The organism is uncultured Deefgea sp., from assembly GCF_947072475.1.
GTDB lineage: Bacteria > Pseudomonadota > Gammaproteobacteria > Burkholderiales > Chitinibacteraceae > Deefgea.
Map to the genome: position 1 here is coordinate 20,626 of NZ_CAMTIA010000007.1, position 22,621 is coordinate 43,246.

General features: G+C 50.6%; 22 protein-coding genes. 13 read left to right on the forward strand and 9 right to left on the reverse strand.

All coding sequences use genetic code 11. The features are described 5' to 3' along the window. The first annotated feature begins 48 nt into the window (after nt 1–48). Complete coding sequence (locus tag Q0V82_RS04135) at nt 49–2,046, forward strand: dynamin family protein (protein WP_297572961.1); 1,998 nt, start codon at nt 49–51, stop codon at nt 2,044–2,046. 191 nt (nt 2,047–2,237) lie between these two features. Here the strand turns inward: Q0V82_RS04135 and Q0V82_RS04140 are convergent, their stop codons facing one another. Next, a complete protein-coding gene (locus Q0V82_RS04140; protein ID WP_297572963.1) occupies nt 2,238–3,086 on the reverse strand; it encodes a GyrI-like domain-containing protein in 849 nt (282 codons plus the stop codon). Nucleotides 3,087–3,228: 142 nt separating this feature from the next. On the opposite strand from Q0V82_RS04140, the gene Q0V82_RS04145 reads away from it, so the two are divergent. Beyond that, entirely contained in the window at nt 3,229–3,747 is a 519-nt protein-coding gene (locus Q0V82_RS04145) for a hypothetical protein (RefSeq protein ID WP_297572965.1), read from the forward strand. Nucleotides 3,748–3,960: 213 nt separating this feature from the next. Beyond that, on the forward strand, nt 3,961–4,521 hold the full coding sequence (locus Q0V82_RS04150; protein WP_297572966.1) for a GNAT family N-acetyltransferase: 561 nt from the start codon (nt 3,961–3,963) through the stop codon (nt 4,519–4,521). Between the two features lie 51 nt (nt 4,522–4,572). On the opposite strand, the gene Q0V82_RS04155 is transcribed toward Q0V82_RS04150, so the two are convergent. From Q0V82_RS04155 to Q0V82_RS04165, 3 genes are all read right to left on the reverse strand, one after another. Next, complete coding sequence (locus Q0V82_RS04155; RefSeq protein WP_297572968.1) at nt 4,573–5,712, reverse strand: FUSC family protein; 1,140 nt, start codon at nt 5,710–5,712, stop codon at nt 4,573–4,575. 692 nt (nt 5,713–6,404) lie between these two features. Continuing rightward, nucleotides 6,405–7,172: a DUF4145 domain-containing protein gene (locus Q0V82_RS04160; RefSeq protein ID WP_297572970.1), complete on the reverse strand. Its 768-nt coding sequence runs from the start codon at nt 7,170–7,172 to the stop codon at nt 6,405–6,407. 172 nt (nt 7,173–7,344) lie between these two features. Beyond that, a complete protein-coding gene (locus tag Q0V82_RS04165; RefSeq protein WP_297573049.1) occupies nt 7,345–8,637 on the reverse strand; it encodes a tryptophan--tRNA ligase in 1,293 nt (430 codons plus the stop codon). A 310-nt stretch (nt 8,638–8,947) separates the two neighbouring features. Here Q0V82_RS04165 and Q0V82_RS04170 point away from each other — a divergent pair, with 310 nt between their 5' ends. The 3 genes from Q0V82_RS04170 (at nt 8,948) to Q0V82_RS04180 (ending at nt 11,785) form a co-directional block, all read left to right on the forward strand. Next, nucleotides 8,948–9,724, forward strand: a complete 777-nt coding sequence (locus Q0V82_RS04170; protein WP_297572972.1) for a copper homeostasis protein CutC — start codon at nt 8,948–8,950, stop codon at nt 9,722–9,724. Between the two features lie 94 nt (nt 9,725–9,818). Then, complete coding sequence (locus Q0V82_RS04175) at nt 9,819–10,604, forward strand: 3-hydroxybutyrate dehydrogenase (protein ID WP_297572974.1); 786 nt, start codon at nt 9,819–9,821, stop codon at nt 10,602–10,604. Between the two features lie 89 nt (nt 10,605–10,693). Beyond that, nucleotides 10,694–11,785 (forward strand): patatin-like phospholipase family protein, encoded by a 1,092-nt coding sequence (locus Q0V82_RS04180; protein WP_297572976.1) that lies wholly within the window; start codon nt 10,694–10,696, stop codon nt 11,783–11,785. A gap of 38 nt (nt 11,786–11,823) precedes the next feature. On the opposite strand, the gene Q0V82_RS04185 is transcribed toward Q0V82_RS04180, so the two are convergent. The 4 genes from Q0V82_RS04185 to Q0V82_RS04200 form a co-directional block, all read right to left on the reverse strand. Beyond that, nucleotides 11,824–12,870 carry an oxidoreductase gene (locus tag Q0V82_RS04185; protein WP_297572978.1) on the reverse strand — a complete coding sequence of 349 codons (1,047 nt, stop codon included), beginning with the start codon at nt 12,868–12,870 and terminating at the stop codon, nt 11,824–11,826. A 311-nt stretch (nt 12,871–13,181) separates the two neighbouring features. Beyond that, nucleotides 13,182–13,652: a GNAT family N-acetyltransferase gene (locus Q0V82_RS04190; protein ID WP_297572980.1), complete on the reverse strand. Its 471-nt coding sequence runs from the start codon at nt 13,650–13,652 to the stop codon at nt 13,182–13,184. A gap of 221 nt (nt 13,653–13,873) precedes the next feature. Continuing rightward, on the reverse strand, nt 13,874–15,262 hold the full coding sequence (gene argH / locus Q0V82_RS04195) for an argininosuccinate lyase (protein WP_297572982.1): 1,389 nt from the start codon (nt 15,260–15,262) through the stop codon (nt 13,874–13,876). 172 nt (nt 15,263–15,434) lie between these two features. Then, complete coding sequence (locus Q0V82_RS04200; protein WP_297572983.1) at nt 15,435–15,899, reverse strand: DUF1456 family protein; 465 nt, start codon at nt 15,897–15,899, stop codon at nt 15,435–15,437. Nucleotides 15,900–16,246: 347 nt separating this feature from the next. On the opposite strand from Q0V82_RS04200, the gene Q0V82_RS04205 reads away from it, so the two are divergent. From Q0V82_RS04205 to Q0V82_RS04235, 7 genes are all read left to right on the forward strand, one after another. Beyond that, entirely contained in the window at nt 16,247–16,969 is a 723-nt protein-coding gene (locus tag Q0V82_RS04205) for an SPOR domain-containing protein (RefSeq protein ID WP_297572985.1), read from the forward strand. Between the two features lie 111 nt (nt 16,970–17,080). Continuing rightward, on the forward strand, nt 17,081–17,728 hold the full coding sequence (locus tag Q0V82_RS04210) for a thiol:disulfide interchange protein DsbA/DsbL (RefSeq protein WP_297572987.1): 648 nt from the start codon (nt 17,081–17,083) through the stop codon (nt 17,726–17,728). A gap of 147 nt (nt 17,729–17,875) precedes the next feature. Further along, nucleotides 17,876–19,513, forward strand: coding sequence for an NAD(P)/FAD-dependent oxidoreductase (locus Q0V82_RS04215; RefSeq protein WP_297572988.1), 1,638 nt, complete (start codon nt 17,876–17,878; stop codon nt 19,511–19,513). A gap of 86 nt (nt 19,514–19,599) precedes the next feature. Next, the gene (locus Q0V82_RS04220; RefSeq protein WP_297572990.1) at nt 19,600–20,016 is read left to right on the forward strand and encodes a nucleotidyltransferase substrate binding protein; all 417 of its coding nucleotides are present in this window, start codon (nt 19,600–19,602) and stop codon (nt 20,014–20,016) included. Then, nucleotides 20,016–20,336 carry a nucleotidyltransferase family protein gene (locus Q0V82_RS04225; protein ID WP_297572992.1) on the forward strand — a complete coding sequence of 107 codons (321 nt, stop codon included), beginning with the start codon at nt 20,016–20,018 and terminating at the stop codon, nt 20,334–20,336. Before Q0V82_RS04220 ends, Q0V82_RS04225 begins: the two co-directional genes overlap by 1 nt. 3 nt (nt 20,337–20,339) lie before the next feature. After that, nucleotides 20,340–20,462: a hypothetical protein gene (locus tag Q0V82_RS04230; RefSeq protein WP_297572994.1), complete on the forward strand. Its 123-nt coding sequence runs from the start codon at nt 20,340–20,342 to the stop codon at nt 20,460–20,462. A gap of 242 nt (nt 20,463–20,704) precedes the next feature. Continuing rightward, nucleotides 20,705–22,003: a histidine-type phosphatase gene (locus Q0V82_RS04235; protein WP_297572996.1), complete on the forward strand. Its 1,299-nt coding sequence runs from the start codon at nt 20,705–20,707 to the stop codon at nt 22,001–22,003. 46 nt (nt 22,004–22,049) lie between these two features. Here Q0V82_RS04235 and Q0V82_RS04240 read toward each other — a convergent pair whose 3' ends face one another. Then, nucleotides 22,050–22,457, reverse strand: coding sequence for a hypothetical protein (locus tag Q0V82_RS04240; RefSeq protein WP_297572998.1), 408 nt, complete (start codon nt 22,455–22,457; stop codon nt 22,050–22,052). Between the last annotated feature and the right edge of the window lie 164 nt (nt 22,458–22,621).

The following is a 22,621-nucleotide window of genomic DNA, read 5'->3' on the forward strand; positions in this document are numbered from 1 at the left end:
AAGCGGGAACCAACCCGCTGAGCACGTGTTTTCACGCAAGGGGACAGTATGAGTACCGACGATCTACAGCCTGTAGCCGCCAACGACCATTTAGTCGCTGACTTTCAAGCCTATAGTGCTTGGCGCGGTCATTTAAGCCAATCGATTGCGCAATTATCGCGCTGGTTAAACGAGCAAGACCTCAACGATTCGCAAACCACACTCCGAATTCAAGGACTGCTCGACCGCTTAAAAGAAGACAAACTCAATATTGCCTTTGTGGCTGAATTCTCGCGTGGTAAATCCGAGCTGATCAACGCCATCTTTTTTGCCCACTATGGCAAGCGGATTTTGCCCTCATCAGCCGGACGCACCACCATGTGCCCGACTGAACTGTTGTTTGACGCTGGCCGCGCACCGAGCTTGCAACTGCTGCCAATCGAAACCCGTGGCAATAACGTCACCACCGTTGAATATCGTCGCTACCCCGATGAATGGCAGAGCATTGCCCTCGACATTGACGACGCCGATTCAATGCAAGACGCCTTTAAAGAAATCGGCCGCACCCAGCGCGTCAACGTGGAAACCGCCAAGCGCTTTGGTCTTTACGACGAAAGCGATCCCGATCAAGTGGTGGCGCTGGACGCACATGGCGAAGTCGAAATCCCCTGCTGGCGTCATGCCATGATTAACTTCCCGCATCCCTTGCTAGAACAAGGCTTGGTGATTTTGGATACGCCCGGCTTAAACGCCATCGGTACCGAGCCCGAGCTCACGCTCAACTTGCTACCCAACGCGCACGCGATTTTATTTATTTTGGCCGCCGACACCGGCGTAACCAAGTCCGACATCGAAGTTTGGCGCAATCACATCGTTCGCAATCAAAGCGGCAAACGCGGGCGCTTAGTCGTGCTCAATAAAATCGACGGCCTGTGGGATGATTTACGCACCAGCGCCGAAATCGACGCCGAAATTGCCAAACAAGTTAAAACCACCGCCGAATTATTGGCGATGCCAAGCAGCCAGATTTACCCCGTTTCGGCACAAAAAGCCTTGCTGGCCAAAGTACAAAACGACGATGCGCTGCTACAAAAATCCTGCTTAAGCGCGCTTGAGCGGGCGCTATCGGACGATCTACTGCCCGGCAAGCAAGACATCGTTCGCGATGCCACCCAAACCGAAGTCGAAGACTTGGTCTCGGCGATTCGCTCTATTTTGCAAGCGCGCCAAGACGGCATCCAAGAGCAACTGGCCGAATTAACCGGTTTACGCGGTAAAAACCAAGACGTCATTGCGCAAATGATGGTCAAAGTCAGCGAAGACAAAAAACACTTTGAACAAGGCTTGGTGCGCTTTCAAGCGCTACGCTCGGTCTTTAGCCAGCAAACCAATAAGCTGTTTTCGCTACTGGGCAAAGAAGCGCTCAAAGCCGAAATCGAACGCATCCGCGACCAAATGGACCGTAGCTTGTTCTCGTTTGGCGAAGGCGGTTTACGCTCAACAATGGATAATTTCTTTATTGACGTGAACAGCTCGATTGCCAAATCGGCCGAACAAGTCGCCGAAATCCAAGCGATGATGGCGGCGATGTATAAAAAATTCAGCGAAGAGCACGGTCTTGGCCAAGTGACACCACCGCCGTTTTCAACGCTGAAATACCACAAAGAACTCGCCCGTTTGGAAAAATCATTCCGCGAGCATTTCAATACCATTGGCAAATTACTCACCACCAGCCAAGGGCGTTTAACGCGCAAATTCTTTGAAACCGTCGCCAGCCGCGTGGTCTACGTATTTGAAGTCGCCAACCGCGACGTTGAAAACTGGCTCAAAGCGGTGATGGCACCAATGGAAACGCAAGTGCGCGAACATCAACTGCAATTGCGCCGCCGCCTTGAAAGCATTAAACGCATTCACAACGCCACCACCACGCTAGAAGATCGCATCCAAGAATTGGAAGAAATGAACCGCCAGCTCACCGAACAAATCACCGAGCTGAACGGCAAATTGCGCCAAGTCTACGGCGCGCTACAAGCCGAAATGCAGGTGTTCGCCGCCAAAGCGGCTTAAGCTTTTCACGTCCAAGCAAAACGCAGCCCAAAGGCTGCGTTTTTTATTGCCGCTAGGTATTGCTAGCTAAGGCAAATCAATAAAGACCTAGACGCCTATACCCAATGATGACTGGAGCTATTCAGATGACGTATTCATCGTTTTAAGTGCGCGGAATGTTGCTCACAATCCAATCCGCAGCTACCACCCAATTAATCCACCAGCGCCAGCCAAATCTCAGTGCGCAAATCTTTGGGGGCCGTATTACATGGATCGTTCAGATATTGCTCAATCGTCGGCACGCTGGCCGCCTGCTCGCCGCTTTGCGGTAACCACACGCCAAATAGCCAGTGATAAGCGCGTTCTAACTCGCTATACGGGCCAATATGCTCGATCACCGCGTAGCGAGCGGCAGGAATCTGCGCTTGCCCAATATCGGCCGGTAAACTTGCTGTGCCTTTGATTTCAACCGCCGCATCCGAGCGCAATTGGTCTTCGGCAACGGTTTTTGGATCGTCAAAATACAGACCAAACCAGCGCGCATCGGGCGCAACTTGCGCCTGCAGCGCCAATTGCAACAAGCTAAACGTCTCGCCAATTTGCAAATACGCACCCCGATGGCGGCGCGTGGCTAAATGAATTGGTGCGGCCAAAGTACGAAATTCAACGGTATACATGTCCATCTCCTGATTAATTCGAGATTGGAGGTGAGATAAACGCTGCCGACGATACACACCTGGCGTCACACCATGCGCGGCTGCAAACGAGCGCACAAAGGCCGCGCTACTTTGATACCCCGCTCGCTGGGCAATGCGTAGCAAAGGCCAATCGCTGGCCTGCGCTAAATCGCGTGATGCAAAATGCAGGCGCAAGCGCTGCTGCGTCGCCGTCACCGTTTCGCCCATCGTTTCACGGTAAATCCGGTGAAAATGAAACGACGAAAAATGCGCCACATCCGCAATTTGCTCCAGCGAATAATTGCGCGTTGGCTCTTGCCACAACAACTGCACCACCCGCATCAACCGCCGCGAATAATCATCCCGAGTTCGGCTTTTATTCATCACACCTCCAAGCGCAAAGTCTAGGCAAAGGCCGTTGATTTAGGTTGCGAAGTTTGCCAACACATGACAAATAAATATTGCGATTTATGGCCTGCATTTGCATAATTCACATCCTTACAAAAAACAGAAGAATTTTTCAATTATGTTACGCAATTTGTCATTACTTGGATTGGTCGTTTTAATGAGTGGCTGCTCAACCTATACCGTGCAACGATATTCAGTGAAAGCTGACAATGTGGTTGCTTACCGCGATAGCCAAAAAAAATTCAACGTTGCACCATTTAGCTCTAAACAAGCTGCGCAAACCGAAATCATGTGCCGTGGTGTAGGCCCAATTAAAACGCCAGACAATCAAACTTTTGCTGACTACGTGAGCGGCGCAGTCAAAGACGAATTGAAACTTGCTGGCGCGTATGACGCACAATCGCCTCTAGTACTGAGCGGCGTACTCGACGAAGTGAAATTTGATTCAATGGCTGGCTTGTGGACTTTGTCGCTCACCATGTCGTCGAGCAACGGTAACTCGGCCACCAAGCAAGAACTCTATAAATACACCAGCAGTTTTTACGGCGAAACCGCCTGCAATCAAACGGCACAAGCCTTTATGCCTGCAGTACAAAATCTACTCGCTCAATTTGCAAACGACGCCAAGCTAAAATAATTACTCAAGGGTATATTCATCTAGCTACTATTCAATAATACCGCTAAAGATATACCCATTGGTTTAAGAAAAACAGTAGCATCGTGCGGGTTAGCCTTTAAGCCAAACCCGCCAAAATCGTTGAAAATCCAAATCTAATTACACGTGAATCACGCCCCCACACCGCTAAGCGGCGAAACGCTGACCCAAAGCGACGCAGAGAGAAAACCAGTGATGTCTTCACCCCTGACTTTAAGCACCGAACGTCTTATTTTGCGCCAATGGCAGATCAGTGATGCCGAGCCATTTGCTCAAATGAGTGCCGACCCCAAAGTGATGAACATGCTATTAGGGCCGATAGATGCTCAGGCCAGTGCGGCAATGGAGCAAAAAATCATGGCGCAGATTCTCGAAAATGGCTGGGGATTCTGGGCGCTAGCGCTCAAAGAAACCCAAGAGTTTATTGGTTTTACCGGCTTAAACAGGCCAAACGCTGACCTGCCGTTTTCTCCATGCGTAGAAATTGGCTGGCGGCTGGCTTTTGCCCATTGGGGCAATGGCTATGCCACCGAGGCAGCAAAGGCGGCATTGGCCTTTGGTTTTAACCATCTAGAACTAACAGAGATTGTGGCTTTTACCGCGCTGAGCAACCATCCCTCCCAAGCCGTTATGCAAAGGCTGGGCATGCAGCGCGAGCCGCAAAACTTTATGCACCCCAAAGTTCCCGCAGGGCATCCATTGCAAGCACATTGTCTTTACCGTTTAAGCCAGTCGGCTTGGCGTCGCGAAGGATAAAATCACCGACAGCATTGCACCGCCTTGCGAGCCAGCACCCCGAAAACGCGGCTAATCGAGCTTCTGCCGAGGCGCAAAGAGCGCCAGCATGCCGGCCAAAATCGCCAAGCCCACCATCACCCCCAAAAATCGATGCACACCGTAACGATCATTGAGCAGCGACGCCGAATCATGCACACTCACCATCAATAAACCCACGGCAAATTGCGCGCCCATATACGATGAATCGGCACTGCTATCTTGCAAGATTTTACCCAAAGCCGTGCCGACTAAAGTCAGCAGCATTAATAAGGCATAAGACGAAAAATACACGCAAATAAAATTAAACCCCATCCCGAGCAAAGCCCCAGAAAAACACCCTAGCGCCCGATAAATAATTTTTTTCATTGATGCCGCTGGCAAATCAATCGACGCCGTTCGTGGCTGATTGGACACCGCCAAAATACTCACCGCAGCCTGAATAAAAATCAATTGCCCGCCCAACATCACCAATAACGGCGTTAGCGCAATGGCCCCGCCGGACAATAATGCAAAAAAAAGATGTTGTTTTTTATCCGAATGAAGCTGCGGCGATACCAATTTTATTGGGGATAAAGAAGAAGAACTCGCGGCGTGTGCAATTGGCATTGCGCGATGTTTAATCGCCAATTGCAATACGGCAGAAACAAAAATAGTCGATAAAGACCCGACCATCACATCGGCAGCACGCATCAAGCCAATCTGCAAAATATCTTGCTGTGGCTCAGCAAAGGCATGGCCCACAATTAAAATAAACGTCAGACCAAAAAATAACACCGCATAATTATATTGATCAGAAAGCACATTGGCATAATAAGCCGATACGCTACTCACAATAAAAAAGATCAGACAAACGCTGAATACATTTAATTCGCGTTGAAACAACAATACCAAGACAACACCACACGCTCCGCCCAATAAAGTACCGGCAATCCTTAATAAACCACGACTTAAAGTTTGTTTAAAAAAAGGCCGCATCACCACATAAGCGCTAAAAGCCGCCCACATTGAATATTCAAAATTAAATACATAGGTAATATAAATCGCCAACGCCACCGAACACACCGACGCGGCCACATCCAATAATGAAATCCCATTGTTTTTGATATTTAGCCAAGCCTGATTTAAATCAGAGCGTATTATTTTCAATTCATTCAAAAATGAAAACTGCATCCGCATTTCCTTAAAAACCCCAGCCCCGTAGCAACACCGCATCCATAGCCCAAATCCTACAACGCATTGTAGGCCATGGCGCGCAGTGAAATAAGCGATGAAAAACCAACACAAACCACGCGGCGCAGCCGCATAAAAAACAAAACCGCCGAGATTTAATCGGGCGGTTGATTTATACGGCATGCATGCGGCGCAATGCGCTCCGCTTATTGTCGCCCTACAGAAGCATTGCAACGCACGCGATTAATGATGTATCTCGACCTAGCCTTTGAACAGCAAAGCTTTGCTGGCAATACATCATAATATCGTCTTGATCGTGGGTCTGGGGCTGCTAATCCCCTGTATCAAGCCGAGTGAGGAACAAGCGGGGCGGGGTTTTTGCGTTCATTGTTTGAGGCCGCAGGCCGAGTTTTGAGCGCAACCGCCTCGATTGTCCGCAGCGAGGGCACCGACGCAGTCGGCGCAGATACCGGGGGCTGCTTTGGGGTGAAGGGGGCTTTGCAGAAGCAAAACCCCCTTCCTGCCCGCGCGGCGGAACGCGCTCCAAAAACCACGCGGCGCAGCCGCATAAAAAACAAAACCGCCGGGGTTAATCTGGCGGTTGTTGGGTTGCGGTAAACGTTGGGCTACGCAAGCTTAGCCCAACCTACGGCGCTACGGTGATACAAAAGCATTGCGACGTGCACGATAATTTATCTTGCCTTTACAGCATCGCGATTAATATGTTGAGCATGAAGCTTTAATTCTTGAGTTTCTCGCTCAATACTAGGATCTATAAATACTTTATCAAGAATTAATTTCAATGTTTTAAATGCAAATGCAACTTCATATTCTTGAAGTTCGCCTTCATGACTAGCTTCATTACCAAGCCATTTAATCGCCATCAAAAATTCTTTTATTTTTTCATTTTCTTCTTTTAATGCTTCAATTCTTTTATGCAGTCTAACCCCTTTACCATCAGGATCAATACTATTCATTACTTCTTCAACAACCACTCTGAGTTTATTTCCACAGGATGCGAAATCACAATAAGCCAAAGCAAACGCATCATTTATTTTAACTTTAATTTCACTAGGAATCCATTCAGCAATTAAAAATTGCGGAATGGGCGGGTGAAAATATTTTGGCTTATATTCAGTAACATAGTCTCGACTATAACCATCCTCATCTTCAAATTGAACTTCAGAAACACGTCCATCGCCTAGACAAAAAACTTCATTAGAGCAGTTTTTACAATTCAAAACAGCTGAGAAATTTGACTCAATCCATTCAACTTCCCAACTGGGATCATCATGCTCAAGCTTAGACTTTTCAGTCTCAGATGAAGTAATATTTTTAGTATATAAAATCCCAACATAACAAAATGGGCACGATAAATTACAGCAACCGCTTTCTGGTATAGGTTTAATGAAATTAGTTCTCTTATATCTAGGACGCTCGCTTTCAATTTCATCACTCACATGTAAATCCTTGTCATAAACATAAATCTGTGCGTAGGGTGGAATAACTGAAAGGCATTCCACCGATTTGCGAACTATCAATAAAACGGTGGAATGCGCGCAGCTTTCGCACCCTACATTTCATTTCGCCCATTCATGAAATAAGGCGCAACAACATTGCGCCTCAGTCTCATCACTCCACCATCAACACCACCAGCGCCGCAGCCACATCATCGGCACTCACGCCTTCGGCCAAGGCCACTGGCGCGTCAGGCAAGGCGGTGATGCCTTCTTTTTTCAAACGCCCCACCCATTGCCCAGCGTCTTTACCCGAGGCAAAGCCGGAACTGGTCAATAGCAAACGCCCGGCTGCATCGCTGAAGTTGAAGTAGAACTGGCCGTCTTCAAGGCGGAATTGCTTGAACGTTGGCAAGGCGATTTTGACGGCTTTTTCTTTGACTGCCGGCAGCGCGTTCATTTTGCGCAGACCGACTGCTTCGCGCACTTGCTTAAGTAGTGGCGCGGCAATCGCGCGCGCTTTCATCGCACCAATCTGCAGCAATTCTTCGATTTGCTCAGGATGCGCCATCAGTTCTTGGTATTTCTCGCGCATTGGGCCAATGCGGCTTTCGATCAGTTCAATTGTGTGCTTTTTCGCGTCGCCCCAGCCAAGGCCAGCGACTAGATCGGCGCGGAATTTCGCGGCCTGTTCTGGCGTCGCGAACGCCTCGTAAATCGTCACCAAATGGCATTCTGGGTCTTTCGGTTCGCCCGGCAGTAGGCTGTTGGTGACAATCTTGGCCACGGCATCTTTGAGCGCTTTAGCGCCGCCTTCAAATAGCGGAATGGTGTTGTCGTAGGATTTACTCATTTTGCGACCGTCGAGCCCCGGCAGCGTGGCGACTTGCTCTTCAATGTGTGCTTCGGGCAGGACGAAGAAATCTTTGCCTTGGCCGAATAAGTGATTGAAACGCGCAGCAACGTCGCGGGTCATTTCAATGTGCTGAATTTGATCGCGACCAACCGGCACTTTATGCGGGTTAAACAGCAAAATATCCGCCGCCATCAAAATCGGGTAGCAGAACAAGCCCATGGTGATGCCCGCATCGGGATCTTCACCGGCTGCTTCGTTGGCATCGGTTGCGCCTTTGTAGGCGTGGGCGCGGTTCATTTGCCCTTTGGCGGTGACGCAAGTGAGCAGCCAGTTGAGTTCGGTTACTTCCGGCACGTCCGATTGGCGATAGAACGTCACGCGCTCAGGGTCTAGCCCCGCAGCCAACCATGTCGCAGCGATTTCAAGGCGCGAGCGCTCAATGCGGGCGGGATCATCGCACTTAATCAGCGCGTGATAATCGGCCATAAAAAAGAAGCAGTCGGTATTGGACTGTTGGCTGGCGACAATCGCTGGGCGAATCGCGCCCACATAATTACCCAAATGCGGTGTACCCGTGGTGGTAATGCCCGTTAAAACACGCAAACTCATTATTTTTTCCTCAAACTAAAACCGTGCCAGCCCCTGCAAATGGCAGAAAGCAAATTGATGGCGGCAAGTCTAGCAGGCGGCGCAGCAAAACCATAGCGTCTGTGCGCTGGCGCGGGGTTTATGCCAAGACGCAGTCAGCGAATGCCATCACGACACTGGCCAAGGCCGTCAACGGTTATCTGGCTCGGGCTTGCTTTAGCGCAGAGCTTGTCGATGCGATGACTTATTTTGCCGATTTGATCGCCAGACATTAAGCACAAAGCGCGCTAAGTCGCCGATAATCACAGCACTTATTTCAATTGGACTCACCACGATGAACGCCACTGCTCACTCTGCCATCACCCTCGAAATTTGCGCCGGTTCGGTGACGTCCTGCCTTGCAGCACAAGAAGGCGGCGCGCAGCGCGTTGAGTTTTGCGACAACTTGCTCGAAGGCGGCACCACGCCGTCGTACGGCCAGCTTGCCGCAGCGCGCGATCGCTTATGGATTACTTTGAACGTGATCATCCGCCCACGCGGCGGCGATTTTTTGTATAGCGATTTGGAATTTGAAGTGATGGAGCGCGATGTATTGGCGTGTAAAAAGATAGGGGTGGATGGTATTGTCATCGGCCTATTAACCAGCGATGGCCGCATCGATATACCCCGCACCAAGCGCTTGGTTGAGCTGGCAGCACCAATGCCAGTGACGTTTCACCGTGCTTTTGATGTGGCTTGCGATCCGGTGCAAGCGCTAGAAGACATCATTAGCGCGGGCTGTGTTCGACTGCTCTCCAGCGGCCAAGCGGCCAGCGCACTCGAAGGCGCGGCTTTACTGCAGCAACTGCAAGCGCAAGCGGGCGATCGATTGATCGTCATGCCGGGCGCTGGCGTGCGTGGCCACAATATCGCCGAACTGGTGGCAGCAACCGGCTGTAATGAGTTTCATAGTTCAGGCCGTGCGCCATTCCCAAGTGGCATGGTTTACCGTAATCCCAACGTTAAAATGGGTGCGCCCGGGCAAGATGAATACAGCGTGGTGGAGACCGATCCGCAACTGGTGCGTGAATTACTCAGCAACGCGCAAAATGCCGCCGCGCTGCGTAGTTAATGTCTAGAAATTGACATAAAACTTTCATTACCACCTGTTTATCCTGCGCATTTGCTGTATGTTATTAGCTATGCCAACTCGCGCAGGATGAATCATGTCACTTCAAAATAAAGTTGCTTTGATTACGGGCTCAACCAGCGGTATTGGTCTGGGCATTGCGCGCGCTTTAGCCGAGCAAGGCGCGACAATTATTCTCAATGGTTTAGGCGATCCGGCGCAAATTGAATCCATCCGCGCCAATTTAGCCGTCGAATTTGCCACCCCAGTACATTTTATCGCTGCTGACCTAAGTAAAACCGCCGCAGTGGAAGACTTAATGCAGCAAATCGATGCGCTATGTGGCCGCGTGGATATTTTGGTTAACAATGCCGGTATGCAGTTTGTTAGCCCGATCGAAGACTTCCCGCCGGAAAAATACGATTTAATTATCGCGCTCAATTTATCTGCCGCCTTTCACACCATACGCCTGGCTGTTCCCGGCATGAAAGCACGCGGCTGGGGCCGCATTATCAATATCGCCTCAGCGCATGCCTTAGTCGCCTCGCCATTTAAATCGGCGTATGTGGCGTCAAAACACGCCGTGCTAGGGCTGACTAAAACCGTAGCGCTTGAGCTCGCCGAACACGGCATTACCGCCAACGCCATTTGCCCCGGCTATGTAATGACGCCGCTGGTGCAGCAACAAATCCCCGATACCGCCAAAGCGCGTGGCATTAGCGAAGCTGCGGTGATTCGCGACGTGTTGCTCGCCGCACAGCCAACCAAACGCTTTGTTGAAGTCGATGAACTGGGCGCTTTAGCCAGTTTCTTATGCAGCGATGGCGCGCGCTCTATCACCGGTGCCGCACTGCCGGTCGATGGCGGCTGGACAGCGCATTAATCAGAATCACTGTTTTTAGCGACTGCAAGTGCATGCGTGACAGTCGGGAATGCGGATAAACGGATAAACGGATAAACCGAGGATCAATCATGAGCAAAAAGAAAATCGCGATCACCTGCCAAGGCGGCGGCAGCCAAACTGCCTTTACTGCGGGTGCGCTCAAAGCCTTGTACGACAATGGTTTTGCCGAGCACTATGAATTAGTCAGCATTACCGGCACCTCGGGCGGCGCGCTGTGCGCCACGCTGATTTGGTACGCCCTACTGAAAAAAGACGCTTACATTCCACAGCGCATGCTCGACCTGTGGGCCGACAATACCGCGCAATCGGATGCCGAATTAAGATTCAATAATTACTTAGTAGACGCAATGCGTAAGGTCAATAGCGGGCAAATGCCGCAATTTAATATCAGCCCCTACTCGCCCATAATGCAAATGATGAGCAGCATGACCGGCAAGCAATTTCGGCCAAACTTTACCGACTTTCGCGCCTTGCTCGAATCGCATATCGATTTTGCTGAACTCAAGGCCATGGGGGCCAATACCGAAATGCCCGCGCTGATTTTGGGTGCGGCCGAAGTGTTAACCGGACAATTGGCGAAATTTAATTCCCGCACCGAGGCGATTCGCGTCGAGCATATTTTATCGTCGTGCGCAGTGCCGAATATTTTTGAAGCGGTTGAATTTGATGGCCACGCGTATTGGGATGGTTTGTTTTCTGACAACCCGCCCATTGATGAAGTGATCAAACCGGTTTATGTTGGCGAAAACAATCTGCCGGATGAAATTTGGGTAATTAAAATCAACCCCAATGGCTGCAAAGCAGTGCCCAAATCCCCTGAGGCCATTAGCGATCGGCGCAATGAAATGATCGGCAATATGTCTTTATTTCAGCAGCTGACCAGCATTCGCACCCTGAATGAATTACTGCTCAATCACGCCTTTACGCCCGAATTTTTAGCAAAAAACGGCGTAAAAGAACCCGTCAAGCTACCGCGCTGCCTCAGTAGCGACGATATTCGCCCCTACCATATTCCATTTATTGAGATGTCTGAGGCGCTGCAAAGCACTTTAGATTATGAAAGCAAGCTCGATCGCAGCCCAAAAAATATCCAGAAATTAATGCACGACGGCGAGCAACAAGCTAGGCTATTTCTTGCAGAAAGACGGGCGGCGGCGTAAAGCCGCTCGTGGCAAGGCCAGCTTACCGCTGGCCTATTTTAAAGCACCATCACGCGGCGACCTTGCGCGTCGCTTTGAATGGCTAATTCTAAGATTCGCATCCCATTCCGCGCCTGCGCCGATGTCACTGGATTGTCCCCAATACCGAGTAAGGCATCACGAACACCGGCGTAATACGCCGCATAATTGCCGGCGGGTAATGGCATCGCTTTGACCGAAATTTGATCATTTTGACTTTGAAAATGCTGCGCCTCTCGGGGATCATCCCCCCATGCCGCATGCTCAGGCAATAAACCGGCCTTTAACCAAGTCTCTTGCGCATCTAGCCCATTGACCGACCATGCGCCTTGTGTGCCCTGCACTAAAAAGCGCGGCGTGCCGCCACTCACCAAGGTGCTCGCGGCCAAAATCACCCGCATTTTTGGGTAGTGCAAAATCACATGAAAATCATCCACCGCCTGCGCGCCACTGCGCCGCAAAGCCAAATCGGCAGTCACGGCATTGGGCATGCCAAATAGCTGCAAAGTCTGGTCAATTAAATGCGGACCTAAGTCATACCACAGCCCAGCACCCGCAATATTCGCTTCGCGCCAACGCGCTTTAACCTCGGGGCGGTAGCGATCAAAACGCGAAGTAAATTCAACCACATCGCCTAAAACGCCACTTTGCAGCGTTTCACTCAAAGCAATAAAGTCATTATCCCAGCGCCGATTATGAAACACCGATAGCAATAATCCCGCTTGCTCGGCGCGCACTGATAAGTCTTCTGCTTCACGCACATTCAAAGTAAAAGGCTTATCAATCACCACATGTTTACCCGCCGCCATAGCGGCACGCGCCAAGGGATAATGCGCATCATTGGGCGCAGCGATAACGACTAAATCTAAACCGGGATGCGCCAATAAGCGATCTGGCTCGGTTTTGACCACAATATCCGGCCAATCGGCCAGCACGTCCGCAGGGCGTGAGCTGGCAATGGCGACCAAATGCAATCCCGGTGTCGCATTAATCAGGGGAGCATGAAAAGTTTTACCCGCGTAGCCATAACCAATCAGGCCTACGCGCAAAGTTTTGGTCTTTGGCATAAGTACTCGTGCAAAAAATTTTATGGCAAGACGTAAAGGCCAATAAGACATCCAGTACGACTAGGCGATACAACGATGCAAAAACGCTGTTACGGGTCTACTTACGTCTTCAAAATTGAATCACTGAGTGTTGCTTATATCGCAAATGAAAACCCTTGTCGCTAAGTTAATACCGCAGGCCGACGCATTAACCGCGCCGATTATTACTGACAAAATGCAAGCTAAGCCGTATTAATTGCGGGCATTAATTTAAAGCTTTGTTTTTTATCGCAGAATAATTAAGCCATTAAAAACATTTAAACCACGCCAATTTAAATCGCCACAATCGGTGAATATTGCCACAACATATCCACATGAGAAATATCATCTTCAAGATAAGGCGCAGAGACGGTGGCAAAGCCACTTTTGGCGTAAAAACCTTGCAAATGCGCTTGTGCCCCAATTTTATTATTCATACCAGGGTATTGCTCGGCAGCCCCTTTTAAACCGCGTTCTATCAATTGATACCCAAGACCAGTACCGCGAAAATCAGCCTGCGTAATCACCCGACCCAAAGAAGGTTCGGCGTATTTCAATCCCGGTGGCACCAACCGTAAACAAGCAACTAAACGATCATCGCAATACGCTAATAAATGCGTTGCGACTAAATCCAAATCATCGATATCGGCATAAGCACACGCCTGCTCAACAATAAATACTTGCTGTCTGAGTTGTAAATATTGAAACAATCTCGGGGTATCAAATTCATCAAAAGCCAACCAGCGCCAAACTATCTTCATCATTACACTCAAAATAAATCAATTACATCGATCATAAAAAAATGCGGCATGCAATAAAAGCCAAATGCTGACTTCAATCGTTCGCATTTATTTCAACAGGCAAAACATTTGCAAGCCCATCAACGGCGACGATGCCATCGCTGATCAGCATCTGCCTATAAAAAAAGCATCACTTCCTGAATAACACAGGATTAATGATGCTTTTAGAGCCGGCTAAGGTCAATTTAGCAGCCTAAACGTTCACGCCATTTTGCCACCTGAACCAATACTTGGAACGGCGCGGTGCCGCCGACGTGATTGCGCGCTTCTAAACTGCCTTGCAATGTCAACACATGGCAAACGTCTTCTTCGATTAAAGGAGAAAAGCTTTGCAATTCAACCAAGGTTAAGTCCGACAAATCTTGGCGTTTTTGCTCGGCATAACGCACTGCCAAAGCCACGGCTTCATGCGCATCGCGAAACGGCAAGCCGTGCTTGACCAAATAATCGGCCAAATCGGTTGCTGTCGCAAAACCTTGCTTGGCGGCACGCTCCATGGCATCGGGCTTCACGGTAATGCCGCGCATCATATCGGCATAAATCCGCAAGGTATCGGTGAGCGTATCCACGGTATCAAATAGCGGCTCTTTGTCTTCTTGATTGTCTTTGTTGTAGGCCAACGGTTGGCCCTTCATTAAGGTCAACAATGAAATCAAATTGCCATTCACGCGGCCGGTTTTACCGCGCACCAGCTCTGGCACATCAGGATTTTTCTTTTGCGGCATGATCGAAGAGCCAGTGCAAAAACGATCGGCAATATCAATAAAGCCAAAACGCGGATTCATCCACAAAATTAGCTCTTCAGAAAGGCGCGACAAATGCGTCATGATCAAAGCGCCAGCGGCGGTAAATTCAATCGCAAAATCACGATCGGACACCGCATCGAGTGAATTTTCGCAAATGCCCTCAAAACCCAATAATTTAGCGGTAATCGAGCGATCAATCGGGAAGGTCGTCCCGGCCAATGCCGCCGAGCCCAAAGGCATGCGATTCACGCGTTTACGGGTATCGACTAAACGCTCAGCGTCACGGCCGAGCATTTCGACATAGGCCAGCATGTGATGACCAAAAGTCACCGGTTGCGCCACTTGCAAATGAGTAAAGCCGGGCATCACGGTATTGGCGTTGTTTTCAGCCAAATCGAGCAAAGACTTTTGCAGTTCGCGCACCAAGCGCAGCAGCACATCAATCGCTTCGCGCAAATACAAACGAATATCGGTGGCCACTTGATCGTTGCGTGAACGACCGGTATGCAAGCGTTTGCCCGCATCACCGATTTTATCGGTCAAACGACGCTCGATATTCATATGCACGTCTTCGAGATCCAAGCTCCATTCAAAACGGCCGGCGCGGATGTCATCCAAAATATCCGCCATGCCACTTTGAATCGAACGCAAATCGTCGTTGGATAAAACGCCCACTTGATTGAGCATCCCCGCGTGCGCCAGCGAGCCTTGAATATCAACTTCCGCCATGCGGTTATCAAAAAATACCGATGCGGTATACCGCTTTACCAATTCACTCACTGGCTCATTAAAGCGACCAGACCAAGCTTTGTTTGCAGATTCGGACATGCGAAAAATCCAGATATAGTTGGAACAATGACCACGATTATAACGACAGCCGAGCAAAAGCTGCACTCGACTTGCTCGATGCGCTAGAAACCGCCCACTTTAAGCCATCATTGCGACGGCAAAGAGACACCCGCGAACACAATCAGCCTCGCCAGTGCCGCAAGTCGGCCCTTTATCGGCCGCGAACGCGCAGTGTTAAGCCTTTTAAGAAGTTCCGTAAGAACTGATCGCCGCAAGGGCGAAAATGCTTGTGATCTTTTTTACGGAATAACGCCGATAGCTCAGGCTTAGACACTTCAAATCCGGCATCGGCCAGCATGGCGTAAATATCTTCGTCTTTGAGTTCAAAAGCCACACGTAATTTCTTGAGCACTAGATTATTGGTGACCGGCAATTCAATCGGTAATGCCGGACGGCTTTGGTCTTTACCACGGCGCAAATACACCAAACCATCGAGAAAATTGGCCATCGTCACATCATCACATTCTTGATAGTCGAGCTCTTCTTCTTTTTTTAGAAACGCCATCATGGTGGCTTTATCTAAAGTTTGCTCGGCCAATTGCAGCACATCGACTAATTTGGCATCGCTCAAATCGAGCATGTAGCGAATGCTACGCAGTACGTCATTATTTAACATCGTGGTGTCCTTTCATTCAGATGGTGCTCATTGTACCTGCTGCGCTGCGCTTCGCTGTGCGCAATCACGCATTGCCAATGCCCACAACGCACGAAAGATAAAGCCAACGCCAGATCAAAAAAGCGTTTTGCTCGACTTTAAATCAAACTCGAGCAACGTAAAATCAAACAGATTAGCTGTCGCTTTTCTGCTGATCTGGCCGCATTGACTAGGGCTGAGATCGATAATGCGCTGCTGGAACTTGCAAAGCGCGGTAGAATCACGCGATTCGTAGAATCATTTCGCGCAGCGATCAATACCCCGCTGTACGATAAAAAGGCCTTATCCGCCGGAGACCAGAGTAAGCCATGAGCCGTGATATGAAACCCAGCCGCAGTAGTAACCGCAGTGCCAGCAGTAGCAGCGCCAATAGCCAACGTAAAAGTGGCGGTAGCTCATTAATTACCGGCTTGCTACTGGGTTTATTTGTTGGTATTGCCATTGCGGTCGCCGTGGCGCTGTATTTAAATCGCAGCGGTAATCCATTTAAAAACGGCAATACCACCCCAGCGGATGCGGTGAGCTCGGCGCCTGAAACCGCCGTCGCGCCACCAGAAGTCTTGTTGCCAGGCAATGGCAAAGAAGTCGCACTCAACCCCGCACCAGCCAGTACTGTCGCCAGCAAACCGGCGAGCGTCAACGCCAGCGGCGAGCGTTTTGATTTTTATAAAGTGCTGCCTGAGCTCAACGAAGAATCGGCCGTTGCCAGTACGCCCGTCCCGGTAAAAACGGCTAGCCCCAAAACCAGCACCAGCCCAACCGCCGCACCGGCTGCGACGCCTAAAGCAGAAGCCAATAAAAATGCTTGGCTGCAAGTGGGTGCTTTCAAAGATGAAGGCGATGCCGATAACCTAAAAGCCAAACTCGCCTTATTGGGCATTGAGTCGCGCATTCTGACCTCGGACATTCCTGACAAAGGCATTTGGCACCGAGTTCGCGTTGGCCCCTTTAATTCGGCCACCGATCTAGATAAAGTTCGCGGTCAACTTAAAGCCAACGGCATTGATAGTGCCACGGTAAAAGCCAACTAAACGATCCGCAGGTGATCATTCTGTGCCGCAGATTGGGATCGGGCCAATCTGCTCCAGCCCCAGTCCCAAATGCAGCCCCAATCCCCCATACCCACTCTTTTCTAAGGAAACATGATGTTAAAGCACTGGATTAAAACCATCGTCGTCGCTGCGTCATTACTGAGCGCCACTGCGGCTTTTGCTTTTACCGAAGGTAAAGATTACAAAGCCTTGGCCAAACCGATGCCAGTCGCCGTGCCTGGCAAGGCCGAAGTGATCGAGTTCTTTTGGTATGGCTGCCCCCACTGCTTTTCTATTGAGCCATCTGTTGAAGCTTGGGCTGCAAAATTACCGAAAGACGTTAATTTACGCCGTGTTCACGTGATGTGGGATGGCCGCAATGATATGGAAGGCCACGCCAAAATCTTCCTCGCGCTACAAGGCATGGGTTTAGACGCCAAATACCAACAAGCGGTAATGAAAGCGATCCAAACCGACCGTATCGAATTACGCAATGAAGCCAAATTGCTAGAATGGGTTAAAAAACAAGGCATTGATGTTGCCAAATTTAAAGCCAATTACAATGGCTTCTCAAGCCAAATGCAGCTGAAAAACCTGACTAAAATCACGCAAGACTACCAAGTGGATGGCGTGCCGATGTTTGTGGTTAACGGTAAATGGGTAACTAGCCCAGCAATGGTCGGTGCAGAAGATGCCACCGTGACCAAAATGGTCGATGAGCTGATTGCTAAAGATCGCCAAGCACCAAAAAAGAAATAAGCCTTTAATCCTGATAAAATACGCCACGCTGCCTAGAAGTAGCTTGGCGTATTTTTTTATTGAATCAACGTATATCAAGCTAGTCTTTATCCACTATGGGCTAGCGATCAATACTCTGTTGAATAAATCTCAACCCGGAAGGACAACATGCTCCGCATTACCGAACTCAAACTGCCGCTGGACCATACTGAAGCCGAACTCAAAACCGCCATCGCCGCTTATTTGGGCATCGCCGAAACAGCCATCAATAGCTTTAGCGTGTTTAAACGCAGCTTTGACGCGCGTAAAGGCCATATGCTGCTGGCCTACATCATCGATTTGGACCTGGGCACGCTCGAAGCGCAACTGCTGGCGCAATTTAAAAACAATGTGCACGTACTGCCAACGCCAGACACGCGCTACCACTTTGTCGGCCAAGCGCCTGCGACCTTCAGCTCGCAGCGCCCTATCGTCGTTGGTTTTGGCCCATGCGGGATTTTTGCTGCGCTGATTTTGGCGCAAATGGGCTTTAAACCCATCGTGCTTGAGCGCGGTAAAAAAGTGCGTGAGCGCACTAAAGACACTTGGGATTTATGGCGTAAAAACACCCTGCATCCCGAATCGAATGTGCAATTTGGCGAAGGCGGCGCGGGAACTTTTTCAGACGGTAAGCTCTACAGCCAAATTAAAGATCCGCGTCATCTCGGCCGAAAAGTGCTCAATGAATTTGTCAAAGCCGGTGCCCCCGATGAAATCCTGTTTGTCGCCAAGCCGCATATCGGCACGTTTAAACTCGTCAGCATGGTCGAAAAAATGCGCGCCGAGATTGAATCACTCGGCGGCGAAATTCGCTTTCAGCAGCGCGTTGACGACCTCATTCTCGAAGACATGCCCGATGGCAACAAGCAAATCCGTGGCGTTCGCGTCACCGAGATCGGCGTCGAAGGCCAGCCTAGCAGTGAAATTTTGAGCGAACACGTGGTCATCGCGCTCGGCCACAGCGCGCGCGATAGCTTTGAAATGATGCACCATCGCGGCGTCTTTATGGAAGCCAAACCGTTCTCGGTCGGCTTTCGCATCGAGCATCCGCAATCCTTAATCGATGCCGCGCGCTGGGGACAATACGCCGGCCATCCGATCTTGGGCGCTGCCGACTATAAACTGGTGCACCACGCCGCCAATGGCCGCGCCGTGTATAGCTTCTGTATGTGCCCGGGTGGCACGGTTGTTGCCGCGACTTCTGAAGTCGGCCGCGTCGTCACCAACGGCATGAGTCAATATTCGCGTAACGAGCGCAATGCCAATTCCGGCATGGTGGTTAGTATCAACCCAAGCGACTATCCCGGCGGCGCTATGGCGGGGATTGAATTCCAACGCCAGCTCGAAAGCCAAGCCTATGTTCTGGGTGGTGAAAACTACAACGCGCCAGCGCAATTGGTCGGCGATTTTCTCGCTGGCCGCGCCTCCAGCGGCGTCGGCGCAGTCGAGCCATCGTACAAACCCGGCGTGAACTGGACTGATCTGGCCGCAGCGCTGCCCGATTACGCCATTAGCGCCATGCGCGAAGCACTGCCCGCCTTCGGCAAAAAAATCCGTGGCTACGATATGCACGATGCGGTACTGACTGGCGTTGAAACCCGCACCTCTTCACCACTGCGTATCACCCGTAATGAGGCCTGCCAATCGCTCAACGTGCGCGGTCTCTACCCCGCAGGCGAAGGCGCAGGCTACGCCGGTGGGATTTTATCGGCTGGGGTGGATGGGATTAAGGTCGCCGAGGCATTGGCGCTGGATATCTTAAAATAAGGGTATAGCCTTGTAGGCACTATTTAATGATGACTACAAGGCCATACTGGCTTTTACTGGGCAAAGACTAAACATAAGGCTTAGTTATGACTCTGAATTTTGATCACCTTGAACGCAGTATTCAAACGCTGGATCAGTCACTGCAATATCTGCACGGCAGCGAACCGGGCAGCGTGCCATACGAGGTTTTTCGTAATGCGGTGATTAAAGGCTTCGAGCTTTGTCTAGAAACCAGCGGCAACTTGCTACGTAAATCCTTGCTGGAGTTTGTCAGCGATCCGCGCAAAGTTGCTACGCTCAATTACAAAGATGTTTTGCGTACTGCGGCGCAATATGGGCTATTGACGGTCGATGAAGTGGAACGCTGGTTTACTTATCGCGATAGCCGCAATCAAACCGCACATGATTATGGCGAACAACTGGCAGAGCACGTTTTGACCGTCATAGTGCAGTTTCATTTAGATGCACAAACATTGCTGCGACGACTCAAGGCCTTGCCGTAATGAAAGAGCACTTATTCTTACCACCGCAACACTGGGCGACGCTGTGCCGGCTGTTACAACTCTATCTGCCGCACGCCGAGGTCTGGGCATTTGGTAGCCGTGTCAAAGGCACGCACTGGGATGCCAGTGATATTGATTTGGTCGTTCGCTGCCCAGCAAGTCCGCAGCAAGCCACGGATTTAGCCGCACTAAAACAAGCGTTATCCGATAGCCCGATTCCCTACCTGGTGCAAATACACGACTGGGCAAAGCTGCCTAGCCAGTTTCAAGCTGAAATGAGTGCGACTCATCGATTGATCCAAACACCGCAGCAATACTAAATCATGCCTAATGCGGTCTCTACCTACCCTGCTGGCGAAGGTGCAGGCTACGCCGGTGGGATTTTATCTGCCGGGGTGGATGGGATTAAGGTCGCCGAGGCATTGGCGCTGGATCTCTTGAAATAAGGGTATATCCATGTAGGCCTGAATTAAAAATGGCTACAGATAAATACAATGGGCAGGTATATCCTGCCCATTTTTTTGCTGCCGATTCAAGCCTAGGGTCGATTGACGTTGGGTTTACCAACTGCGGTGGTGCGGATTTTGGCCTGAGGCAAGGCATGCAGCGCCTAGCCAACAAATCAATTGCGTAACACACAGCACGACTCACTATAATCAAGCCACCCCTTCACGACGGCAGATCAGCCATGCGCATCCTTCCTTATGTACTCAGTGTTTTGCTTGTCGCCAGTCATCATGGCTGGACAGCCCAACCCAGTTCGGACGACGAGTGGCAAATCAGCAAAGTAGTGATTCTCAATCGGCATGGGGTCCGTTCCCCCACCAAAGACACAGCACTGATGCAGCAAGTGACGCCAGATAACTGGCCAACTTGGCCGGTCGCATTGGGTGAACTCACGCCACGGGGTGGGCAATTACTCCAGCTGCTTGGCCAGTATTATCAAACCGCATGGCAAAAAAACGGACTGTTACCCGCCCAAGGCTGCCCAGCAACCGGCCGCATGCTGGTTTGGGCCGATAGCGAGCAAAGAACCCGCGCCACCGGTCAAGCGTTCATCGACGCCGTTGCGCCCAATTGCGGCGTTGCGCTGCAAACCCAAGCGGATTCCAGTCAAGTTGACCCGCTATTTCACCCCCTCAAAATGGGGATTTGTCAGCTTGATCCTAAGGCAGTACGCCGCTCGATTCAGCAACAACTGGGGGCAAAGCCCGTCGATCAACAATTTGCCAGCGCATACCAGCAACTAGCAACAACGCTCAATTTGAACGCCGCGCCGCTGTGCGCGGCTCAGCAGCAAGGTGATTGCAGCCTGCCACAATTATTGCCCAGCCGTTTGCATGTCAATCACCACGGCGCGCATTTTGAAGGCGCGCTGGGCTTGGCTTCTACATTCAGCGAGATTTTTTTATTGCAATACGCCGACGGCATGCCCGATTCACAAGTCGGCTGGGGACGAATTGCGCAACCCGCGCAGTGGCAGCAACTCTTTACTGCGCATAATGGCAATTTTGCGCTGACCCAAAAAAACCCACTCATAGCCAGCGCCAATGCCACGCCCTTATTGCAGGTCATTAGCGATGCGCTGCAAGATCACATACCGGCCAACGGTGGCACTTTGGCCCAACAAGCAGCGACCGCCAAAATGGTTTGGCTGATTGGGCATGACACCAATATTGCCAATGTCGCCGGCGCGCTCGGCCTTAATTGGCGGCTCGCCGAGCAACCCGACAACACAGCGCCAGGGTTAGCGATGATTTTCGAGCGCTGGCAACATCCGCGCAGTCAACGAGAGCAAATCAAAATCAAATTGGTCTATCAAACCTTGCCACAAATGCGCGCCATGACGCCGCTCAGCCTGCACGGCGAACAACCGGGCATCGTTGAGCTCACTCTGCCGCAATGCACGGGTGCGGCTTGCACCCCAAGCCGTTTTGCCGAGCTCAGCCGTAGTCGGCAAGTCAAGGCCTGCCAATATCAGCCATAAGCCGACATCGCGGTGTCCGTGTCTGCGTGGGTTTAGATCGATGAAGTTATTCGCCGCTCGCTGAATCGCGGCGAATGGGTGGCAGCCATTGAATCACGCTGATGGCTTGTTCTAGCCGCTGTAAACTCAGATTTTTTTTCGCTAAAGCCATATTCAGCGCCGCAGCCAAAGGCATGGCTTGTGCGGTTTCGCCTTTGGCGTTTTTAATCGCCCGCGCAATCATTTTGGCGTCGCTCTCGGTAAAACGCGTGGCCGTTTGTGCTGGAACAGCAGTGGCTTGCGTAGCGATTTTTTCTTGCATCACAAACTGAAACGCCACATCGCCCATCATCACAATGTATTGCGTGCCATTGCGATCTAGCGCGGCCTGTGCGGTTTTAATTTCGGCGATTTGCTGGCGTAATTCTTCAACTGGCGTCAATTGCGCCTCCTGATCTTGCAAAGGAAATGGCATTGCATCCTCAAAGTACAAAAAAATTGAGGATAACAGAAGGCGACAGCGCGCGGTCATTCGGCCGCAATTGGCTGAACGGGTTGCGACTCAGGCGTGACAAAGTCGCCAGCACCGCGATGGCCGTGAGCCAAACGATATCTCTGTTGATCGCTGACGCACTCGAT